The organism is Aureispira sp. CCB-E, from assembly GCF_031326345.1.
Taxonomy (GTDB): Bacteria; Bacteroidota; Bacteroidia; order Chitinophagales; family Saprospiraceae; genus Aureispira.
The window spans coordinates 4,905,305-4,925,247 of the sequence record NZ_CP133671.1 but is presented as its reverse complement, the minus strand read 5'-3'; the positions used below and the strand labels follow the sequence as shown (position 1 = coordinate 4,925,247).

Here is a 19,943-nt window from a genome sequence, read left to right as displayed (position 1 = left end):
AGACGTAATTTTGTAACAGTTCTAATCCTCATTTATCTTTCTACAACTATCTAGTCATGCAACAATTTACACACTTCATTGCTATTTGTATATTTCTTTTGCCCTCGTTTCTTTATGCCAATAGTAAAGGACCGTCCATCAAAGAAGCGTTAGAAATTACTGTAGAACAACAAATTTTATCGCAGAAGATTGCCAAAATCTATTTGACTTTATGTTACGATATTAGAAACCCAAAGCTGTACAAAGACAGAGCAGCGACAGTTGCCAAATATGAAGAACAATTGTATCAGTTGAGTTTATTTATACCAAACGAGCGGGTAAAAGAACACATCCAAGCGGTTCGTGTTGTCTGGAAAGAGTTCAAAAGTATTGCTGATTGGTCCATCAAAAAGTCCTCGATTACGGCGTTGTTGAACAAAGCTAAGGAATTGCTAAAAGCCTCTAAAATGCTTCATTCTGCTTATCAAGAATATGAATATACAATTCAAGACGACAATAACTGGATTACTATTAATCAATACATCAATCAGGTGCAACATCAAAAGATTTTGATGCAGCAAATTTTAACGTATTATATGGCAAATGGTCATACCGATGAAACATTAGATTGCGCTACAGAATTAGCAACTTTTCAAAAATCATTTGTGCGTATTTTATACATTCTCGAAAAAGCAACGACTACTTCGGCTTCTATTCAAGAAACATTGCAGTTAATTAGAACCCAATGGCTTTCTATTATAAAGCAGTTTTCGGTTAAAGAAAATGATGTAGAAGCTTTGCATCGAATCTTAGAACAAGGAACAGCTATTGAAGAGAATATCCAAAAAGTAATGGATAGTTATGGTGTGCTTAGTGCCAATCTTTCTTTGAGTCATATGATTCATCAAGGGGCAAAACAATGCGTATTAGTACAGCAAATGTCCACTACTTATGTTACTAGTAATCACAAAGATATCAAGTACGTTTATCAGCAACAAATCTTAGATCAAACCAATGATTTTGAACACAACTTGGAAGGTATGCTGCTGGCAGCACCAACACTTGAAATTCAGGATGCTGTAGAGGTTGTTCAGACTATGTGGAAAAACTATAAGAACCTATTGGTCAATTTTGAGACAATGAATGAGGTGCAAACATTCAAAACTTTGGAACAAGGTTTGGTGGTGATGGCAGCCTGTGACCAAGCCAATGTAATGATCAAACGTCATGCTGAAACGGTTCCTGCTTACCAAAAGATCTTACCCCAAAACAACGGAAATTCTCCCATGTCAGAAGACATGATTTTTCAAATAGAACAGCTTAGTCACTTAAAAATAGAAAGTCAACGGAGCGCACTTTATTTTATGATGAAAGCATTAAATTGGGATATTGCATTGTCTATAAAGCGTTTAGAAGCTAGTCGAGTTCGGTTTAAAAAGTTGTTGGCAATTTTAGAGCAAAGTGTCGAGGAGCCTAGTAGACAAAAAGTTCTAGCTGAAATTAAGAAGCTTTGGGAAACATTGAATGATGTTTACGAAGAAGGGACTAAGGATAATTTTCTCAAAGTCGTTCAGCAGCAACAAGAATTGAATCAAAAACTAAATAAATTGAGCGATGCTTGTATTTATGAATTGAATCAATTATTTGCTCAAGATTTGCAGATTAATTATTGATGTTTTTCGCTTAATAACGATTGTTGAATCGTAACTAAGTTAGTTGATATATTCAACTGTTTTAGTTGAGTATCAATAGCTTGTTCCTGTGCTAAAGACAGTTTTTTTTGTCTAGAAATAACATCATAACCGTTGGGAGTGAATAATGTTTTTTGAAAATATATAATTGCCCAACTTTGATCTGGTGCAAGGTGTAAAATTTCCCATTTACTAGTTAACATAGCCAGCAGCCCTTTGCCGCGCCACATGAATTTTCGATTATTGGCATCTAGTACTGTATCATAACCTTTAATGGACTTTGTCTTGCCATTTTGTTGATATTGTACAATATCTAATAATCCTTTTTGTCCCTTTTTTTCTTGGAGGGTATAATTGAATGTCGGGTTGGCTTTGTTTCCTTTTAGCCACATTGGGAAATTACTTTGATTGATATACCAACGACCTTCTAAATCTTGTAAGTTGATTTTCATAGAGTTATGTTTGTTAAAATATACAGAAGTAAAGGGAGATGGAGTACACAATATTTGACTAATACCACAGAAGAACAGGAAATAAAAAAATGACAAAAAGACAAGGATTGGGTATTTCATAGTGCAATGCTTATTGGGCTTTTTCTTACAATTATTAATATCAATAGCTAGTGCTACTATCGTATAACAACTAGCAACAGCGAGATGTTTAATGGAGCGTATTGAAATATGACCACAATAGTGCCAGCAAACCACCTAAGCAGTGTCACTATATTTATAAACTAATAATGATTGAGCACGTATAATTAGATGCTATTATTAAGCTTCTAAAGCATAAATAAGTACTTTTATTTCTGCCAGCAAACGATTTTCTAACCATGTTTTTTCTTGGATGTCTAATAACTCCAAGATTCCATCATGTTCTAAATTAAAATCCTGCCAGACATCTTCAAGATAACTGGTTTTAATTTCTTTTAATCGTTCTTGATTGTCAAAGTCTAAATGTCCAATTTTAGAAAGCACATTATTCAGTCTATTTTTAGTAATGGAGTTTCTCAAATCTAATAATAAAAAGTTTAGCGCTTCGCTATTGGTTTTTTGAGTTGTGCTAAATGACCATTTTTGAGCTTGATGAAATTTTATATCTTCTGCGAAAGCTTCATTTTTGAGCTTCAAAGTAGGGCGAAAATAAGAAGCATCCAAAGGGTCAACAATATTGTGCAGAGGTTTTAAAACAACTCCTTCTGCTAGATTAGAATGTAGAGGGGGCAAGCCCAACAAGGTAGGTAAGTGGGAATCAAAGGCAATATCATAATCTAAACAAGTATTTAGAGGTCCTTGATACAATATTGTAGCATAAAAAATGTTTGCCTCCTCAAAATAGGCAATGGCTTTTTCGTAATCCAAATAATAACGGTGTTCTTGGGTTTCAATGGCAATATCAAAAGCACAAAAATGAATAGTAGGACTGTAGTAAACACCTGTTTGAATGGCGTGCAAATCAGCAATAGATTCAACTTCAGGGTGTGGATAGGCACCTCCAAAAAGTTCTCCATAGATCGCATAACTTTCGGCGGGAAACTCTAAGGCTAATAACTCAAATAAAGATAATATTTTTTCTTCTAAACGTTGAACCACTATTTGAAAACCAAAAAAGTCGTCTGTCCATGCTAACTTTGTTTTGCGTTTTGCAAACCCTAATGTTCGATCTTTGTAAGTCAAACAAAAGTTAGCGCCATGTACTTTTTCTGTCACGACCCAATCTACTTTATGTAAGAGTGCGTATTGTTGCTCATTCAGACGTAACTTTTTTAAGCTAGTCGGCATTTTTTCGTAGGCCTTAAAATCCATCGTATTCTATTTATAAGTGTACTTGAATAACAGCTAGAACACTTAAAAAAGTTCGATGAAATAAGTATTAATCCGCTTAAAAATTGCATTGGATTGATTGTTAATTTAATATAAAACAAATTTTTATATCTCGCTAACTAAGAGTAGCAACTTCATATGAAATGAAGGTTATGAAATAAATACCACGCAGTAGCAGCACAGCTAACTAAAAGCGCAACGCTCACGAAGTACCACGCAGTAGCAGCGCAGCTAATCACCAAGCTACAAACCTTAATAGGGAGGAGCACAAAACGGTTTGTTCATGAACATTACTGAATAAACAACAAAGCCAATTTAATTTGTGTGTAGCCAATCTCTTGGTTCATGGCTTCATACAGGGCTTTAGAACTCACCGAGCCATCTGGACGGACATCATCAGGCTTGTTGGCTGCCAATATTTGGTTGTAAGCAGCTTGTACTTTCTGCAAAATACCAGCAGGAGGTGCATAGGGAGACCAGTCAAAAGTAGGAAATAAGTCATGGAGTTTGGCGATATGACCTGTAATAGTACTTTCTGTCAATCCACGTTCGGCGGCAATTTGTTGAATGCTCCAGTTTTGATCAACCAGTTCTTTGGTAATCAGGTGGGTTGCTTTTTTCTTGTGTTTTTTCTCCTTTTTTTTCTTTTTATAACGCTCAATGTCTTCGGGATCGGTCAACCCTCCACAATGTCTTAAAAAACCAAGGGCTCTTTTTTCTAGAGCTGTTGCATCAATTTTAGCTTCTATTTCAGATGATAACTCTTGGAAACGCTTATCTGCTTTAAAGGCTAAAGGATCAACTTGTAGTGCAATATCATTGAAGCCTGTTAATTGAAGTCCCGCTAGGTTTTTCAGACGAGAGAGGGCAACGTAGCCCTGTCCTTTCTCAAAGGTTCGGCTCAAATCAACTTTTGCATAATCCAAGGTCATACCTTGGCTTTTGTGAACAGTAATAGCCCATGCCAATCGAATAGGAATTTGTTGGTAAGAAGCAAGGGACTTTCCCATATCGTCCTCTATAGACCATTCGTTGGGTTCGGCAATCAATTGTTTTCCATCACTGAGCATAATGTGGGGAAATCCTTCTGGTGAATATCCCATCACTTTGCCCAATGTTCCATTAATATACCCATGTTCATAGTTATTTTTGACAAACATTACTTTAGCGCCTTCTTTGAGGTAAACTTGTTCTTCTGCTCGAACAGAGTTTTTGAGCAAGTCTAATAATTTTTTATTGCCTTTTGTTGTTGCTTCGAAGGTAGTAATTTTTCCATCTAAGGCTCTAAGATATTGATTGTTGGTTCTATTGACATCGTGGTTGTGACTATATAGCATGGGCGGTTCCCAGCCTTTGGGAAAGGTCGTATGGGCGGCTTCTTTTAATAACTGCAAAGAGTTTTGAGAAATTGTATTGTTGCGGATTTCGTTCAAAATCTGATTTAGTTGACCGCTTTCTTGTCTATGTTGCTCTGTAAGATAGCAAATGGCAAGTTTGGCTTCTAGCCAAGCTTTAGACATAAAGGCAAATTTTTCTCGATTATTTTCTGTTCCTAAGCCAACTGGAGGAAGTTGGAAAAAATCGCCTGAAAAAATTACTTGTATGCCACCAAAAGCATAGTCATTGCCCTTAAAAAATTTCAAAACTTGATTGACCATATCCAATTGTGTTTTGTGCAACATAGATATTTCGTCAATGATCAATACCTTGGCAGCTTCTAGTTTATCCCGAAGGTATTTCTTGGTTTTCATGAATTCCAAATCCTTTTGGCTCAAATGTGTACGCACGCCAATACCCGACCAAGCATGGATGGTCATTCCATTCATATGCGTAGCAGCAATCCCCGTAGAGGCTGTAACAGCAACAGGAACCCGACGTTCTTTCAGATATTGTATGTACTGGTTGAGTACATAGGTTTTTCCTGCTCCAGCAGAACCTGTTAAAAATACATTTTTTCCTGCTTTGAGAATACGTAGAGCAGTGGATTGTTTCATGAATTAGTTTTTAAGCCCAAAAAATTGTAAAAAACAAAGGTATAAGATGTTCACTTATATTGCAAGCGAATGACAACTTTGTTCTTATGGAGCATGGAAATCTTTACAAGGGGGAGAATAGAGTGGGCATTCTATTTCAAGAGGTTCCTAATTACAATAGTTCGTTGAAAAATCGTATTAGTTTGATTATCAGTAAGATGTATTTTTATTAACCTTTGCGCTAAAAGACTGATAATCAAACTAATGCAAGATACTTTTTTACGTTTTTCGTAGGAAAACTAAAAAATCAACGGAGTATTAAATTAGATACCTATTTAGTTGAAAAAAGAATAATTAGCCGATAGACGGTAGGCTAAAGGTTGTTTTTCTTATGGAAAATGGCTATCTTAAAATGCAAAATGCTTGACGATATGATATTAAAACAAAGTATGAGAATTATTATTTTAAGTTTATTGTTGAGTTGGTATTGCCAAGAGAGTTTTGCAACTGCCCAAATTCCAGATCAATTAATTTACGAAGGCAAAACGTATTATTTGCACAACAATCCTTTGGAAGCTTATTTTAAAGAACATCCTAAAAAGCGCCCTGAAGGAGACGTTTTATCTACTGCTTTATGGCGAGGCTATATTGCTACTTTCGAAATTCAGAATCAAGTATTGGTATTAAAAGACATACAAATTCAAGTGTATCAACACCAAGAGGGAAAAGAGGAGTGGGCACCCAATGTTTCCTTAAAATCGGTTCTGAAACAAATATTCCCCAAAGACGAGGTATTTAAAATTGATTGGTGTACAGAGATACTGATCTTGCCCGATGGTAAAATAAAGGATTATGTGCATCATGGGTACGCTTCTATTTTTGAAAAATACCTCTTGTTAGAAATAAAGGAAGGAAAATTGATACAATCGAAAGCTTTTGATTCAGTAGGCTACCTAGCTTTTAGAAAAGAGCAATTACAACGATTTAAACAAACAGCAGCTTATCAGGAATATTTGGTAAAATGGAAGGAGAAATATGAATATACAGAAACAGAAATTGATGCCATACTAGAGAATAATATTTTCAACTATTTGAATGGTTTTTTGGAATGAGCAAGTTTATTTTAGTCTGTTTTGCAGTATGATTACTTACTATTTTAATAACACCAAAAATAGTTGTATCATCACGTTTGAGGTATATTCTAAAGAATTTCTACGTATAAAAAATGAAGGCAACATATCATATTACACAACACGTTGAGCAGTTTGAGCAATGGAGAAAGAAAAATCACACACAAGAACAATATGAAAAAGGGTTTACGGATGACCCTGCTTATCCATTTTGGGAGAATATCGAAAGTGATTTAAAGCAATTATTTGAGAGTGGCACACTCCAAAACTTATCTATAGAAGAACAGGAAGGGATAATGTATTTGATTGCTCGAAGTTGGGATGTTGGAAATATTATTAATTGGCTAACCATTAGTGCTGAAGAACCAATTTCTTATTTGGAGTGCACCGAATCTGATTTTTTGCAGATGTGTCAGTGGGCTTTAAAGACCAAAGAAGAAGATGTGAAATGTCAGTTTGTAAAAGTGCTGCCTTTTTTGAAGACGATTTCTAAAGACGTAATAAGAGCACTTTTATTAGATTTTTATAAGGATGGAGGAACGTATACCAAGCGCATGAGTTTATTTGCATTGCAAGAAACTAAATATCCCCATTTAGAAGAACTTGTGCTGACTTCTTGGGCAAGCGAGGAGGATGAGTTTTATACAATTGCTTGCATCAATATTTTGCATAGTTTAAAAAGCAAAGAGCTAAAAGTATATCTCAAAAAAGCCGAAGCGTACAAGGATTGGGAGTTCTTGCAAGAAAATATACAGCGTATAAAAAAGGAGGCGAAGTTGAAGTAGTTGTATTTAAATCATTCGCCAAAAAGAATCATTAGCAGTACCTTTTTTAAACTCCAAGAAACGTTGGCAAATAACATACAAAATAACCAAACCGCTTAACCAACACAAATACATGACTTTAATATCACAGCCCATTCTAAAGGCAGCTCCAATAAAGGCATATAAGTATAAGTGTGCGATATAAAAGAACATAGCTGTTTGTCCAAATACTTTGACTGGATGGAGCCAAGCTTTTCCAGAAAGACGGGCAAAAATAGAGAGCAAAACCAAATTGATACCGCAAGTGATAAGAGCAAAAGTAAGACTAGGAGGGTATTTGACCAATGTGAAAAATGCAATCCAAGTATCGTTGTTGGCAATGGAAAAGTTGCCCCATTCTAGTAAGCGAAGTGCCACGAAAATTAAGATAAAAAACAAACCTGTAAAAGCTGAAATTGTATAGATTTGTTGCGGTTTCTTTTGTAATAATTGTGCCCAAAACATACCAAATGTTGTAATACCTAACCAAGGAATAATAGGATAAATCACCAAAGCACCAGGAGACATTCCAGGCACCAACAAAAAATGCTCAAAAAAACTAAAGGCAACATTTGGATTGGAGTTGCTAATATACCACCAAGACAATGCAAAACTACCCACAGTGATGCTTAATAATTGCCATGGTTTTAACTTCCATAAAAAGCCAGCAATTATCATACAACTCCCCAAACCATACAAAACAGATGTTGGAATAAAAAAATACTTCCCAGGAGCACCTGGCATTTGTACACTAGGAGCGCTTATTGAAGGATCTTGGATCTGCAAGGCCATGCTAATTCCCCATGCAGGAAATTCTAAAAAGAACATAAGCAGTAAAATTACTCCTCCTCGTTTTAAAAAATAGGTATAAATTTTTTGATTGGACCATTCCGATTGTAGCCGTTTTTGTGCAAATAGGTAAATACTCATGCCCATCAAAAAGAAGAAACCAGGAGCACATAAATGACTCAAAAAACGTGTTAGCCACCATCCCAAATCGGGATAGCCTCTAAATGGCACACCCCACAGTTCGCTAAAATGTCTTCTTCCAACCATTGCACTGGCATGATCCAATGCCATTAATAACATAATAAAACCACGTAATAAATCTATGCTATCCGTTCGATAAGTGGTGTTTGTAGAAGTTGTCATAATGTGCTAGATTATTGTTGAGAAGAGTAGTTAAGTTAATACCTAAAGATAAAAAAATCATTGCTTCTATTAATATGCCTTGTGGTAGGCACTTGTTGACCATCTGTCAATTGATGTACGTTAAAGGTGACATATTGTTGTAATTCTGAAATTTTTACCAAGCCATCTTGATCTAAGTCTGCTTTTTGAGACTGCAAGCCTTCTAATACAGAATAAGCAAAAGCACTGTTGTTCCATTCCTTAGATTCCAAAGCAAATTCCATCCCGCCAGCTGCCGAGATAATCGTTGTTCCAGTACCTTTGGTAACATTAGAAAATAAGGTTTGCATATAGGCAAATGAATTATTAAGCCCCATTTTAGGATGGAGGGTATAATCGCCACTTTTGGGATAAGCTTGAACTGCTTCGTGAGGCAATGTTGTTTGTGCTAACTGTTCAACTTCTGACTTGTCTATCTCACCAGAATGGCAAGCATCGATAAATAGTAAGCGTTTGCGAGCAGGAATTTGAGCCAATATACTTTCTAAGGTTTGATAGGCAAGCCCGCCATATTGAGGTTGCTCGAAATTGGTATCGTGCATAGCCAGATAATAATTGAGTTGATCGTCCAACAAGCCATGACAAGAAAAATATAAGATGATTTCATCGTCCACAGTTGTGTTTTGGAGGAGTTCTAATTGTTGAAGGACATATTTTAAAGTGGCTTTTTCATTGCTGATATAATGGGTATGAATTTGTTGGTAAAATGTTGTTTGATTGGAAAATGTGGTTGCAATGTCTTGTGCATCTTTGCTGGCAAAGGTTAAGTTTCTACTACTATCGGCATAGTTAGAAACTCCTACGGCAAAGACATACAACTCTACGGCTTGTTTAGTGGGTTGGTTATAAGCGACTACTTTTTTTCTTTTTAAACTTTCTGCTCCTTTTTTATTGGTTACAGATAAGGTGATTTCATTTAAGCCTTGCGAAAGTTGAAGTTGGATTTTTGCTGTTTGTTGATTTGGATTTCCGTTGGATAAATCTTTGCCCAATAAGCCATAAACAGGAACATCGTTGACATAGACATTCAAACGATTCAACGTTTCTTGTGTGTCTTCTAGAGCTACATCAAATTCAAGATAGCTTTTTTTGACTTCAAAAGGCAGCGGATCCATTATGGACAAGGACGGAACATGAAATTGATCATCCAGCATATCAGGAGTATAGCCCATTTTTTCCAAACGTTTGTTGTAGGCTTTTTGCAGCATACGATTTAAAATAGAACTCGCTAGTCCTAGAGAATCCATTAAAATATCAGGGCGATTGAATTTTAAGTCAAATTGCTCAAAGTTAAAGAGTTGTTGTTCTTTTTTGAAGGCTACCCAATCCAATGCCTTTTGAGTTGCCATATAATAGCCATCTTCGGTATATAAAATATAATCGTTTTGGTCAACCAAAATCATTTTTGCCAAAATAGACCAAGATTTAGTATCCCAAAAAATAATTTGCGCATCTTGACCAGCAGTAGCCATTATGGCTTTGTTCGGATGGAAACTAATGGCAGTAATCAAGCTAGAATGTCCTTCCAAGCGATGCAAGAGTTTTCCTGATGAAACTTCCCAGATTCGAACCTGATGATTGCCCCAACCGCCAACCAAATACTTTGAATTAGGGCTAAAAGCCAAGGCAGAAACATGAACAGGAGCACAGATTTTTTGAGATGTTTCAGAATCCATTTGCCAATGAAAACAATTGTCCACAACCAGCGGAATTTTGGTTTTTATCGTATGTTTGACAGCATCAACAATGTAAATACTAGCAACGGTCTCCGTTCGACTTTTGTATTCTTCTTTTGCGGCAATGGCAAAGAGTGTTGCTTGGGCATTAGTAGCAGTTGCGTTGCGCTCCCCAAAATCCCAAAACATAGCGCCTAGATCTAATTTCCCTGTTTTCTTACCTGTATTAACATCATAAAAATGCAAAGCATTGTTGGCAGTTACTTTTTCATAATTTTTGATTTTACCAACTTCTAACAAGGCAACCTCCTTGCCCGCATTCATAAAGTGAACATTGGGCTTGTGTTCCTCTTTTGGATTAGGCATTTTTAATTGTCCTATATAATGATTGTTGTTGATATTTTGCTGACTAATTTGGTACAAGTTAAAATCCTCATCAATCGCTGCGGTATGATTTTGATTAATGACAACAGATTTATCTACATAATCAAATGTTTTTTCTGAAAGCCCTAAACTAAATAATGGTTGCGCTTTGCTTTTTTGACGAAGTGTCACGATGTCTTGATAACTATAATCATTAGTTTGAACAATACCTGCTCCATGAAACCAATAATAATTGATAAAACAGCTTTGTCGATTTGGTGAAAAAATCAACTGTTTGACCTCATCCGATGCCAGCGTTGTGGTGGGTAAATTGCCCACTTCTCTAAATTTCCATACATTGAGAAGAGAATGTTTGTTGGGTATATAAGAGGACTCATTTTCGACCATCCACAAACTTTTGCCTTTGGGATCAAAAGAAAGCGCATTGATCGTTTTTCCAAGAGAAGCATATTCTCTCAATACGAATCCTGTTGATAAATCTATTTGGCGTATGGTAATAATGTCTGGCTCAAAGTCACCTTGAAATTGGGTAAAGTGGCTTCCACCTCTTGCCGAGTTATTGCCTGCAAATGCAACAAAGACACTATTCCCATCAGCACTACTTGTGATAGCGGTAATGTCGCCCAAATGTTGTATCCGTTCTGGAGAGGTATTGCCTCGAACATCTTTGGCAGACCACGTCTGTTGAATCAGAATTTCTCCAGGAGTACACACATAAATAGAATCATAATAACTATAAACAAACTGCCCATGAGGAGTCATACAATGGTTCATGACCACATTTTCTTGTTCCTTTAGTAATGTACCCATACTATCGACTAACTCTCCTGTTTCTAAGCTGTATTTTCGCCAATAAACTTTGTTCCAATCTAATCCATTTTCAGGAATGGTATAAAAAAATGTATTATTTTTATCTGGAATGGCAGCATAAACCCGTCCACCTTTTATAGCGGGCAATGGAATGCGTTTTTGAGGCAGACCAGTACGAGCATCCAATAAAAAAACAACCTCTCCCGCTTCGGTGTTTTCATCTAGACCTTCTCCCCAGTCCAACCCCATGCTTAAGGTAGTTTGCTGGTTAGGGGTATGATAAACGCCATACTTAAACGATGTCCAATGTTCTTGGCGATGGGCTTTTGAGAAGGATTTGTTTAAGTTATAGTAGGGGGTAGATTGAGCTTGAAGACTTTGAAGGTTATAATAAATCAATTGTTGCCCATTAACCCCTTCACAGAAAACAACCGATTTTCCATCAGGAGAAAAAAAGCCTCCAGCCAAGTGTCGATCATCGCCATCTTGAAATGACTCTAATAAAATTTTATGATCCGAAACCCGCAAAAGTAAAAGCTGATCTACCACTTCTGAACGAACAAAACAGAGCAGATATTGATTGTCTTTGGAAAACTCTAGTTTTGAAATTCGGGCGTTTTCTCCTAACAAATTCCATTGTTTAGCACGAAAAGTATTGGACTCAATACCTGAGTCTAAATCCCTAAAGCGAATGGACATATCAGTTCCCCCAGTAGCTAATGTCTTACCATCAGAACTTATGGCAATGGTAACAATTGGTTCGTGATGTCCTTTTTGAAAGCGTAACTCTACTTTTTGGGCATGCGTGGGAGATGGGTTTAGCAAGAAGGAAATAACAAAAAGAACAAGGAATATAATGGAGTGTTTCATTTATTTAGTTATAATCTAAAGTATCAGCATCTTGGTCGTTTGAATTTTTTGAAAACGGAAGAGATTGAGCCAGTACACAATAAGTACGACTAAAACGATCGTGTATGGCCTGTTTTTTTTCGTCTAATAAGATAGCAGAACAAGAGAAGATAAAGAAAAAGGTAGTCATCTGTATAGTTGCATCTCTACCTATATTAGAGGTTTGTTCTAAATTTTGAAACTCTTCTAATGTATGTGCAGCATAAAAACCATCGATATTAAACAGCGCAAATGTAGAAAAAAGTAAACTCAAACTTACCGCAAAATAAGGCAGAAATCGCAAGGCTGCTTGGTTAAAAGAAAGTGCTTCAAAATTTTCATCTACAACACGGATTTTAAGAGCCATTTTGCCTAAAGTTGCGCCGTATTTCCATTCCATGACAGGTTTGTAAATCCACCAAATAACAGTAATTAGAATACTTAAGCTGAGTACTTTAAATGAGATGGTATTTAAGTTATTTAATATGTTTAAGGGGATAAATACTAAGCAATCAACGATAAAAGCATACATACGTTGTAGAAAAGTAGCATAAACTACAGGGGTATTGGAAGATGTTTGATTCATCAATACTATTTTGTTTTTCATTAGTCTAAAAAAATAAGTCGTATACCTTTGTTAAAAACAAATGATATACGACTCAAAATTAATAGAATTCTACAAAAAATAAGTTAATTGTATTTTAATACTTTAGAAAAGTAAAAAAGCTACCTTCTATCAAATGCCTAAAAAGGGGCAAAAAATAGGTAAAGAGCCTAAAAACGAACAGGTTTGTTTTTAGCTTGTTTTTCACATTTTCGACAACACTGCTTGTAGTTTTTATTGGTGGTGTAAATGCTCACAATAGGAATATCTACAGCAATAAAAGCGCCCCAACGCCAACCACTTGTCTGAGTTTGTAGATTGCCATTGGTAACGGTTCTTAAATTAGGTCCCAATTGAGCGCCCACGCCAATAGAAATGGGGTACTTGGGAACACCATAGACCAAATAGCCACCAGGGGCCAATACATTTTCAAATTTTAAATCAGGCAATTCACTGACATTATCATCCTCAAATCGGAATGCCGTTAAAGCACCAATATCTAAGACAGAAGCTAAAAGACTGATAGAACCATAGTTTTTGAACCCCCAGTTGAATGTTACCCCAATTGGAGTGGCTACTGCATAGTATGGATTTGCGCCTACATTATCTAAAATTTCTTGACCAGCAGATAGTCCGACATAGGCATTAAGGGCAATACTAAATTTAGAATACTTTTTAATGGCTGAACCACCTGGAGGCAATGCAAAAGCAGAAATAACATCCGAAACTTCTTCTGCTGTTTTAGCCTTTACAGCCGTAGCAATGAATGTTCCATATTTTAGCATGACTTGACGTTCGCAAGCAAACTGACCTTCGGGCAATAATTTTTCTATGATAAATAAGGTATTAATTAAAGCAGAGGTATAATGTTTTTTACGAACTTCCAAAGCCATTCCATTGATGTCACCAACTATGGTCATATAACGATAAACAATACTATCTTCTTTACTGGTTGCGCCCAAAATCTCTTTTTTAAACTCATACGTATACAACAACAAATCACAAATATTTTGAGTGAAATCATAATATTCATCATACTCAAGTTCTTTGTCTGCATCTGTCATCGGTGCAGCATTTCTATCTCTTCGGCGATCATTAGCTTTGCGACGCATATCTTTAGCCAAACGCTCTAAGGCTTTGGTTTTGTCCAAAAAAGCTTTGAAAGTATTGAGCAATCTACGAACACGCGGCGCATTTTCACGAACGCTCAAAGGTGCTAGATATTCCGCAAATGTTTTTTCACCCATTTGAATATCTTTACCTTGTTGATAAATTAGCCCTAGATAAAGTGTGGTGATAATTGGGTTTTGCAACATTTTAGTAACCTTTTCGGGTTCTACCCAATACCCATTGTCGTCTTTGTTTTCAAGAGATTTAGAAAGCAAGCCCAAAACTTGCAAACTGCTTTGTAAGACAGGAACAAATTTGGAGCTATCGACTTCGGGCGTTATCGTATGCAAGTAAGCATCATCAGCTAAGTAATTAATAATATCAGAAGGAGTTGTTTTATCATAAAATAACTCAATAACTTTAAAAAAGTCACTCATCATATGTCGAACAACAGTGTTTTTAATTCTAGAAGATTGTTGAACATAATCTTCGAGATTATAGACCAAATCTTCCAAGTCTGCAAGAAAGCTTTCTCTTAGGACTTCCCAAAAAGCTTTGAACTGATAGATGTTTTCATCAATTTTAAGAAGTACTTTGGTTGTCGTAGGAAACAAAAACTGCATTTCTTCCGAACGCTGTACGATTTTTTGAAAATCTCTAAAGAATGCAATGGACAATTCTTGCTTGGTGCGTTTGACCAAAAAATCTGTTAAGCCCATTAAGAATGTAGAGCCTGGCAAGCCTAAGCCTGTGCTTGCGCTAGCTAGGTCTCCAATAGCACGTTGTCCCGTTTTTCCACTAAAGACAACATCGCCTCCCAAAAGATCTGTTAGCATGGGGGCAATAAAAGGATTGTCACGATACGCATCGACAATCTCATCGTACGTTAGTCCTGATTGAACCGTACTAAAGTTTCGAGCTAAAATTTCGTAAAAAGTCTCTACATCTTCTAAATCATATAGACCATAAGTGTCATAATCTACAAATTCGTGCAGTTTGAATGCATCGTGAATTGCTTGGGCTCGAACAGATTTGCCAAGCGTTCCAATGATTAATAGAGAGAAAAGGAGTTTCAAGTATGCCTTGTTTACCATAGTTTTAAGTTTTTTGTTAAAAGGTTCTTTTGTATTGCAGTTCCGTTAAATACGCTGTAATAAACAGGTCAATAGGTTATTATTTGGATAGATAAGTAATCGTTCAGAAAAAATTCTATAAACCACGAAGTAGCAGCGCAGCTAAACAACCTTCTTTTTGCACTACTCTTCATCGGAAAAATTTGCTTTAGCTCGTTAAAACCTTTTCCTCTTCGATTAGCACTAAAAATAAGGCTATTTTTTGCCTATAATTTTTTATACCCACTTACTTATTGATGATTATTACAAAAGAAATAACAGAACGCTATTCATTATTAGTGTTGTTTATTCAATCAATAAAAAAGCCGCCCAATAGTAAGGGTTTCTATAGCGTTTTCGCATCGTGTGTTGTGCTTCTTCAAAAGCTTGGTGTGCAGATTTGCCGTTGATATACCCTTGGTAAAACAACTGCATTAATTCGGATGTTTGAGCATCTGGAACTTTCCACAAACTAATTAATAATTGCTTGGCACCAGCAGTTTTGAAAGCACGACGCAAGCCCATGATACCTTCATTGTTATCAATATCTCCACGTCCTGTTTCACAGGCAGATAGAACAACCAAATCTGTATTAAACAAGTCCATATTGGCAACCTCTAGAGCTGTCAATATACCATCGTCCAGCCCTTCTATCTCTGCTCCTCCTTTCCACACACGATTGATACCTGCTAATGCTAGCCCTGAACGTAATAAGGGATTGGACAGATTAGCAATTTTATCTTCTAATGTGGCTAATTTTTTGGGGTTAAGCCAACTGTCATCGTCTTCATCGGAGGTAGGGGTAGGAAAGAAGTAACCATGTGTGGCAATGTGAAGAATGGTAGGCGAGTTATCTGCTAAAATTTCTAAATTTTCTTCTGTGGCTAAGGTATCGGTTAATAAATTAACGACCCATCCTTCTGGAAAAACATTGGATATCGCATTAACTTCTTCTAACGTACCAGGGAGGTAATTAAAATCTTCACCTCTAGCCCCTCTAGAGTAAGCCAAATCCTCTTCGCTTAATTCTCTTTCTTCAAATGCTTTTTCTAAGTTTAATTCAGGAATATCGTTGCGTTGCGCCAAGTTTTGGATTTCTTCTTCTGTGAAGGTAAACTTTACCCCTCCAACGAGCCCCACATTGGTGACTCCTGGGCTTAGTTTGCCTACTTGCGGGTTTAGCAAATCACGGAGTGAACTGTAGTAGTGAATGGACCAATCATCCATAATACGGCGTTGGTCATAATCGCTTGTTCGCAAAGTACCAAAGGCAATTTTACTGAGAATTCCTCCAGGACAAATATGCAACCGTTTGGCATCTAGTACATAAGGCAACAACGGCTCCCAAACCAATTGGTACAAATAACGACTTTCCAACTCATCTGTAATATAATTGATGGTATTGGGGGCAATATCTGGTGCCAAGACATCTCCCAATTCTTCTTCTGTTGCCAAGCGAACAAAGATAGGAGCTTCGTAGTTAGAACCAATAACAGCAGCATAGTAAACGGCAGTTTCATAACCACTTTCGTCTACTTGATCTACAATTAAAAAATCAATAGCAAGGGCTGAACTATCTGGAGTTTCTACAGCTTTTAAGATTTGTTTTAGTTGATAAAAATTAAGTTGTTTATTATTCTTACCAAAGTAATCTCTCAAATCTTTAGAGGTCACCCCAATCTCTTTTTCTAGGTCAACAATTTGCGCACTAATATCGTTTTGTTTGTCTAAGGGCAGCGATGTAGATCTGGCCAACACTTTTCGAAGTGCTTGCATTTCGTGGCATTTTTTCTTGAGAACTGTATTTTCTGTTTCATTACAAATACTTTGTAAATTGGTGGATGTTTCTAAGGCCAGCCCCTTGACAGTCAAGTGTGCATTAAAGGCAGCTAAAGTTAAGGTGCTGTCTTTTCTAGGTAGCGCAAAATTAAAAAACGAATTCAGACGCTTAGAGATAGGATTTAAAAATAACAGGCGTTCTTTTTCTGCTAAATTGTTGTAGTTGGCTTCCAATCGTTTCAAATCAATCTGCAAAGCATCTTTATAATAGATAGCAGCCATAGAATCTTGTTCAAGGTTCTCATAGAACTGAGCAAAGGCAAGGTTCAAATTGGCCAACTCGTCTCTATCTCTAATTTTTTGTATAGCAGTTTTATAATAATAAATAGCCTGAGCTGTATCTCCTTTTAATTCTGCTAAATAGGCTAGGTCAGACTGGAGCGAAATATCTTTTTGGAAAGAAACGGGTGTTCTTTTATCATTTTCAAAAGCTTTAATATCATTGTAGTAACTTTCTGCTAACTCTATATAACCGTTGTTTAAATGTATTCGCCCAATATGTCGTTGAATTTTAATGTAAAGTAGTGCCATGTCAAAATTTTCATAGCGACTAAGGCTCGGATTATAAATTTCTGCCGTAGCCAAAGCACTCATGGCATTATCAAATGATTTCATAGCGATTTCGGGCTTCCCTTTTTGATAAGCAATCAATCCTAAATCGTCCAAGCATTTAGCAATAAAAACAAATTCTCTTTCTTTGATAGCTTGATTGACAGTTTGATAGTATAACAGAGCAGCTTTGTTAAGACGACCTGTTTTTCGATAAATTCTAGCCAAATTATAAGAAGCTTCAATGATCGTAAGAATGGTCTTTTTTTGCTTAGGTCGTTCTTCGTAATAATTGATGAGCGAACGATAATAACTTTCCGCTGAAACTAAACGCTCATTTTTGTAATGCCAATCGGCATATTTTTTTAAGTATTTGAGATAATCAAAGCCAATACCTTGATCTTGCTTTAAAATTTTTAATTCCTCTTCAAAAAAGAAGGCACTTTCTTCGGGAGTCCATGGGTCATATTGCTCCAAGTTGCCGATGATTCTCCTAACAAGGACTTCATATTCATAACTTTTGCCTTCTAAGTTGCTGTAAGTATCCAAAATTCGTTTGTATGCCAAAAAAGCTTCTCTAGGATGCCCAGGATCGCTTTTACTATAAAAATACCCATCAGCAATCAATTCTAATGCATTGTTATATTCAACACTATAGTTTGTAAACTCTTTGGCGATACTATCTAGTGGCGCTCTTAATAATTCTTTTAGGGGTTCTATCGGATATGTTTTAGGAAGATAGGCGATAAGTGTGTAACTAATTCCTGCAGGGTCACTTTTGAACAAAGAGTCAAGCCAAGGCGTCGCCACGTAATAATTTGAGGTGTCTAGTTTTCGAATGCCTTTAAACAAAAGATTTTCTCCATCTCTACCAAAGTCATATTCTTTGAGATAGTACCAAGCTGCTTGAAACATAGCTCCAATATACTCCTTGCTATTTTGACCATAGACCGATTTCATAACTCGCAAATTGCGTTCTTGGATAACATATATTTTCCAAGGGTGCACAACCTTTTTTATGTACTGCTCAAAAAGAGTTGGGCTACGATCAATAGGAAGTTCTATTGCAAGTTCGTCGAGCAAATTAAAGGCTTTTTGGTAGAGCTTTAGAGCATTTTTATCACTTCCATCCAAGGCTTCTAGGTTCGCTAATTGAATCAAAGCACCTACATATTGCTCACTTTTACCAAATTCGACTTCAATCTGTTTTACAATACTCTCTTGAATGGCAATTTTCTTTTCTTCATTGGTCAAATCCCAAGTGTCTTGAATGGCTTTGACAATAATATAATATTGCCCTTTTTTACCTCCATGGTGTGTTTCTAAGTCTTTTAAGACCAATTTGAAAATTCGATCAGAATCATAATAAATAAAGGTAGCATCGTCTGCGAGCTGTAGAAAAGGACGAAGGTCTGTAATAAAAGTATCACTAGCAGTTTCGTGTCGTTTGATTCTATCCATGATATCTTTTTCCAAAAGATAGAACTTTTTCATTTTAGGGTTAAACGTAGCAAAAGCCTTTTTGTATTTGGGGTGTTTTTTGCCGAGTTTTGCTTCGTAGATGTCTAAGGCATCTGCCAGCCAAGTGTAAGCCGTATCAATATACATATACTCGAAATATCGGATGTCGCTATGTATGATAATATCTGCAAAAGCAGTTATTTTATCGGCTAACTCAATACTATCAATAGGAGGAGAGAAGGCTTCTTGAACCTGAAGTTGTTGTTCAATAAAAGCAATAATGTCTGTAGGTAAATATTCAGACATGTTTTGATAGATTGGAGTACGCTTCTCTTTAGGTAATTTGGGTAAAATTTTATAGGCTTGGTAAGCATACTCGTAGGCATCGCCAGATTCTTGATCTAAGAGGTAAATTTTAGCGCGTTGCAAAAGTGCTTTGACATAAGAAACGGATAGCTTTTTATTGGCTTTTTCAAGTTCTTCAAGTGTCAAATCAGCATCAATTAATCGGGCTTGATGTTCTGAAAGTTGTGCCAAGGATTCTAAGTATAGATTACTTTTTGAGCCTTTTTCTTTTCGGATAATTCGAAGACCAATAGCTGCCCAAATTCGAGCTTCGTCTTGGTTGTTTTCATCTTGATAATATAATAGCGCCAGATTTAAAGCTGCTTTGCCATATTCGATGTGTTCCTTGCTATATAGGGTCTGAGCTTCGGATAATTCTTGTTGTGCTTTGGTTAAGGCTTGCGGGCTTACTTGACTATGCGAATACTGAACAACCAAACAAAAGAATAGAGAGAGTAAAAGTTTGCTATGCATGAGTGGAGAATTATAATCATTTTAGAGGTTAGAGTATAAATTTAGAACTTTTTGCTTAAAATGTCCTTTTTTGGTAAAAAAAAGACGCTCTATTTTGAACAGAA

General features: G+C 36.3%; 11 protein-coding genes. 3 read left to right on the top strand and 8 right to left on the bottom strand.

Features of this window, described 5'->3' with window-relative positions; genetic code table 11:
* Positions 1 to 56 precede the first annotated feature (56 nt).
* Positions 57 to 1,652, top strand: coding sequence for a hypothetical protein (locus QP953_RS18990; RefSeq protein WP_052599355.1), 1,596 nt, complete (start codon positions 57 to 59; stop codon positions 1,650 to 1,652).
* On the opposite strand, the gene QP953_RS18985 is transcribed toward QP953_RS18990, so the two are convergent.
* The 3 genes from QP953_RS18985 to QP953_RS18975 all read right to left on the bottom strand — a co-directional run bounded on the left by QP953_RS18985 (position 1,646) and on the right by QP953_RS18975 (position 5,484).
* Entirely contained in the window at positions 1,646 to 2,122 is a 477-nt protein-coding gene (locus QP953_RS18985; protein WP_309552404.1) for a lipocalin family protein, read from the bottom strand. The genes QP953_RS18990 and QP953_RS18985 overlap by 7 nt on opposite strands.
* Positions 2,123 to 2,440: 318 nt before the next feature.
* A complete protein-coding gene (locus QP953_RS18980) occupies positions 2,441 to 3,472 on the bottom strand; it encodes an RNA ligase family protein (protein WP_309552403.1) in 1,032 nt (343 codons plus the stop codon).
* A gap of 308 nt (positions 3,473 to 3,780) precedes the next feature.
* Positions 3,781 to 5,484: an AAA family ATPase gene (locus tag QP953_RS18975; protein WP_052599358.1), complete on the bottom strand. Its 1,704-nt coding sequence runs from the start codon at positions 5,482 to 5,484 to the stop codon at positions 3,781 to 3,783.
* A 410-nt stretch (positions 5,485 to 5,894) separates the two neighbouring features.
* Here QP953_RS18975 and QP953_RS18970 point away from each other — a divergent pair, with 410 nt between their 5' ends.
* Both QP953_RS18970 and QP953_RS18965 read left to right on the top strand, forming a co-directional pair.
* The gene (locus tag QP953_RS18970) at positions 5,895 to 6,575 is read left to right on the top strand and encodes a hypothetical protein (RefSeq protein ID WP_156039876.1); all 681 of its coding nucleotides are present in this window, start codon (positions 5,895 to 5,897) and stop codon (positions 6,573 to 6,575) included.
* Between the two features lie 113 nt (positions 6,576 to 6,688).
* A complete protein-coding gene (locus QP953_RS18965; protein ID WP_309552401.1) occupies positions 6,689 to 7,378 on the top strand; it encodes a hypothetical protein in 690 nt (229 codons plus the stop codon).
* A gap of 6 nt (positions 7,379 to 7,384) precedes the next feature.
* Here QP953_RS18965 and QP953_RS18960 read toward each other — a convergent pair whose 3' ends face one another.
* From QP953_RS18960 to QP953_RS18940, 5 genes are all read right to left on the bottom strand, one after another.
* Positions 7,385 to 8,548, bottom strand: a complete 1,164-nt coding sequence (locus tag QP953_RS18960) for an acyltransferase family protein (RefSeq protein WP_309552399.1) — start codon at positions 8,546 to 8,548, stop codon at positions 7,385 to 7,387.
* Positions 8,549 to 8,583: 35 nt separating this feature from the next.
* Positions 8,584 to 12,327, bottom strand: coding sequence for a caspase family protein (locus QP953_RS18955; protein WP_309552398.1), 3,744 nt, complete (start codon positions 12,325 to 12,327; stop codon positions 8,584 to 8,586).
* Positions 12,328 to 12,331: 4 nt separating this feature from the next.
* Entirely contained in the window at positions 12,332 to 12,931 is a 600-nt protein-coding gene (locus tag QP953_RS18950; protein WP_197043922.1) for an RDD family protein, read from the bottom strand.
* Positions 12,932 to 13,119: 188 nt separating this feature from the next.
* Positions 13,120 to 15,153, bottom strand: a complete 2,034-nt coding sequence (locus QP953_RS18945) for a hypothetical protein (RefSeq protein WP_052599364.1) — start codon at positions 15,151 to 15,153, stop codon at positions 13,120 to 13,122.
* A gap of 324 nt (positions 15,154 to 15,477) precedes the next feature.
* Positions 15,478 to 19,839: a CHAT domain-containing protein gene (locus tag QP953_RS18940; RefSeq protein ID WP_052599365.1), complete on the bottom strand. Its 4,362-nt coding sequence runs from the start codon at positions 19,837 to 19,839 to the stop codon at positions 15,478 to 15,480.
* Positions 19,840 to 19,943 lie beyond the last annotated feature (104 nt).

Bases quoted from the DNA above. Each gene is read 5' to 3' on its own strand.
- QP953_RS18990 (WP_052599355.1), top strand. From the start codon at position 57: ATGCAACAATTTACACACTTCATTGCTATTTGTATATTTCTTTTGCCC.
- QP953_RS18985 (WP_309552404.1), bottom strand. From the start codon at position 2,122: ATGAAAATCAACTTACAAGATTTAGAAGGTCGTTGGTATATCAATCAA.
- QP953_RS18980 (WP_309552403.1), bottom strand. From the start codon at position 3,472: ATGGATTTTAAGGCCTACGAAAAAATGCCGACTAGCTTAAAAAAGTTA.
- QP953_RS18975 (WP_052599358.1), bottom strand. From the start codon at position 5,484: ATGAAACAATCCACTGCTCTACGTATTCTCAAAGCAGGAAAAAATGTA.
- QP953_RS18970 (WP_156039876.1), top strand. From the start codon at position 5,895: ATGATATTAAAACAAAGTATGAGAATTATTATTTTAAGTTTATTGTTG.
- QP953_RS18965 (WP_309552401.1), top strand. From the start codon at position 6,689: ATGAAGGCAACATATCATATTACACAACACGTTGAGCAGTTTGAGCAA.
- QP953_RS18960 (WP_309552399.1), bottom strand. From the start codon at position 8,548: ATGACAACTTCTACAAACACCACTTATCGAACGGATAGCATAGATTTA.
- QP953_RS18955 (WP_309552398.1), bottom strand. From the start codon at position 12,327: ATGAAACACTCCATTATATTCCTTGTTCTTTTTGTTATTTCCTTCTTG.
- QP953_RS18950 (WP_197043922.1), bottom strand. From the start codon at position 12,931: ATGAATCAAACATCTTCCAATACCCCTGTAGTTTATGCTACTTTTCTA.
- QP953_RS18945 (WP_052599364.1), bottom strand. From the start codon at position 15,153: ATGGTAAACAAGGCATACTTGAAACTCCTTTTCTCTCTATTAATCATT.
- QP953_RS18940 (WP_052599365.1), bottom strand. From the start codon at position 19,839: ATGCATAGCAAACTTTTACTCTCTCTATTCTTTTGTTTGGTTGTTCAG.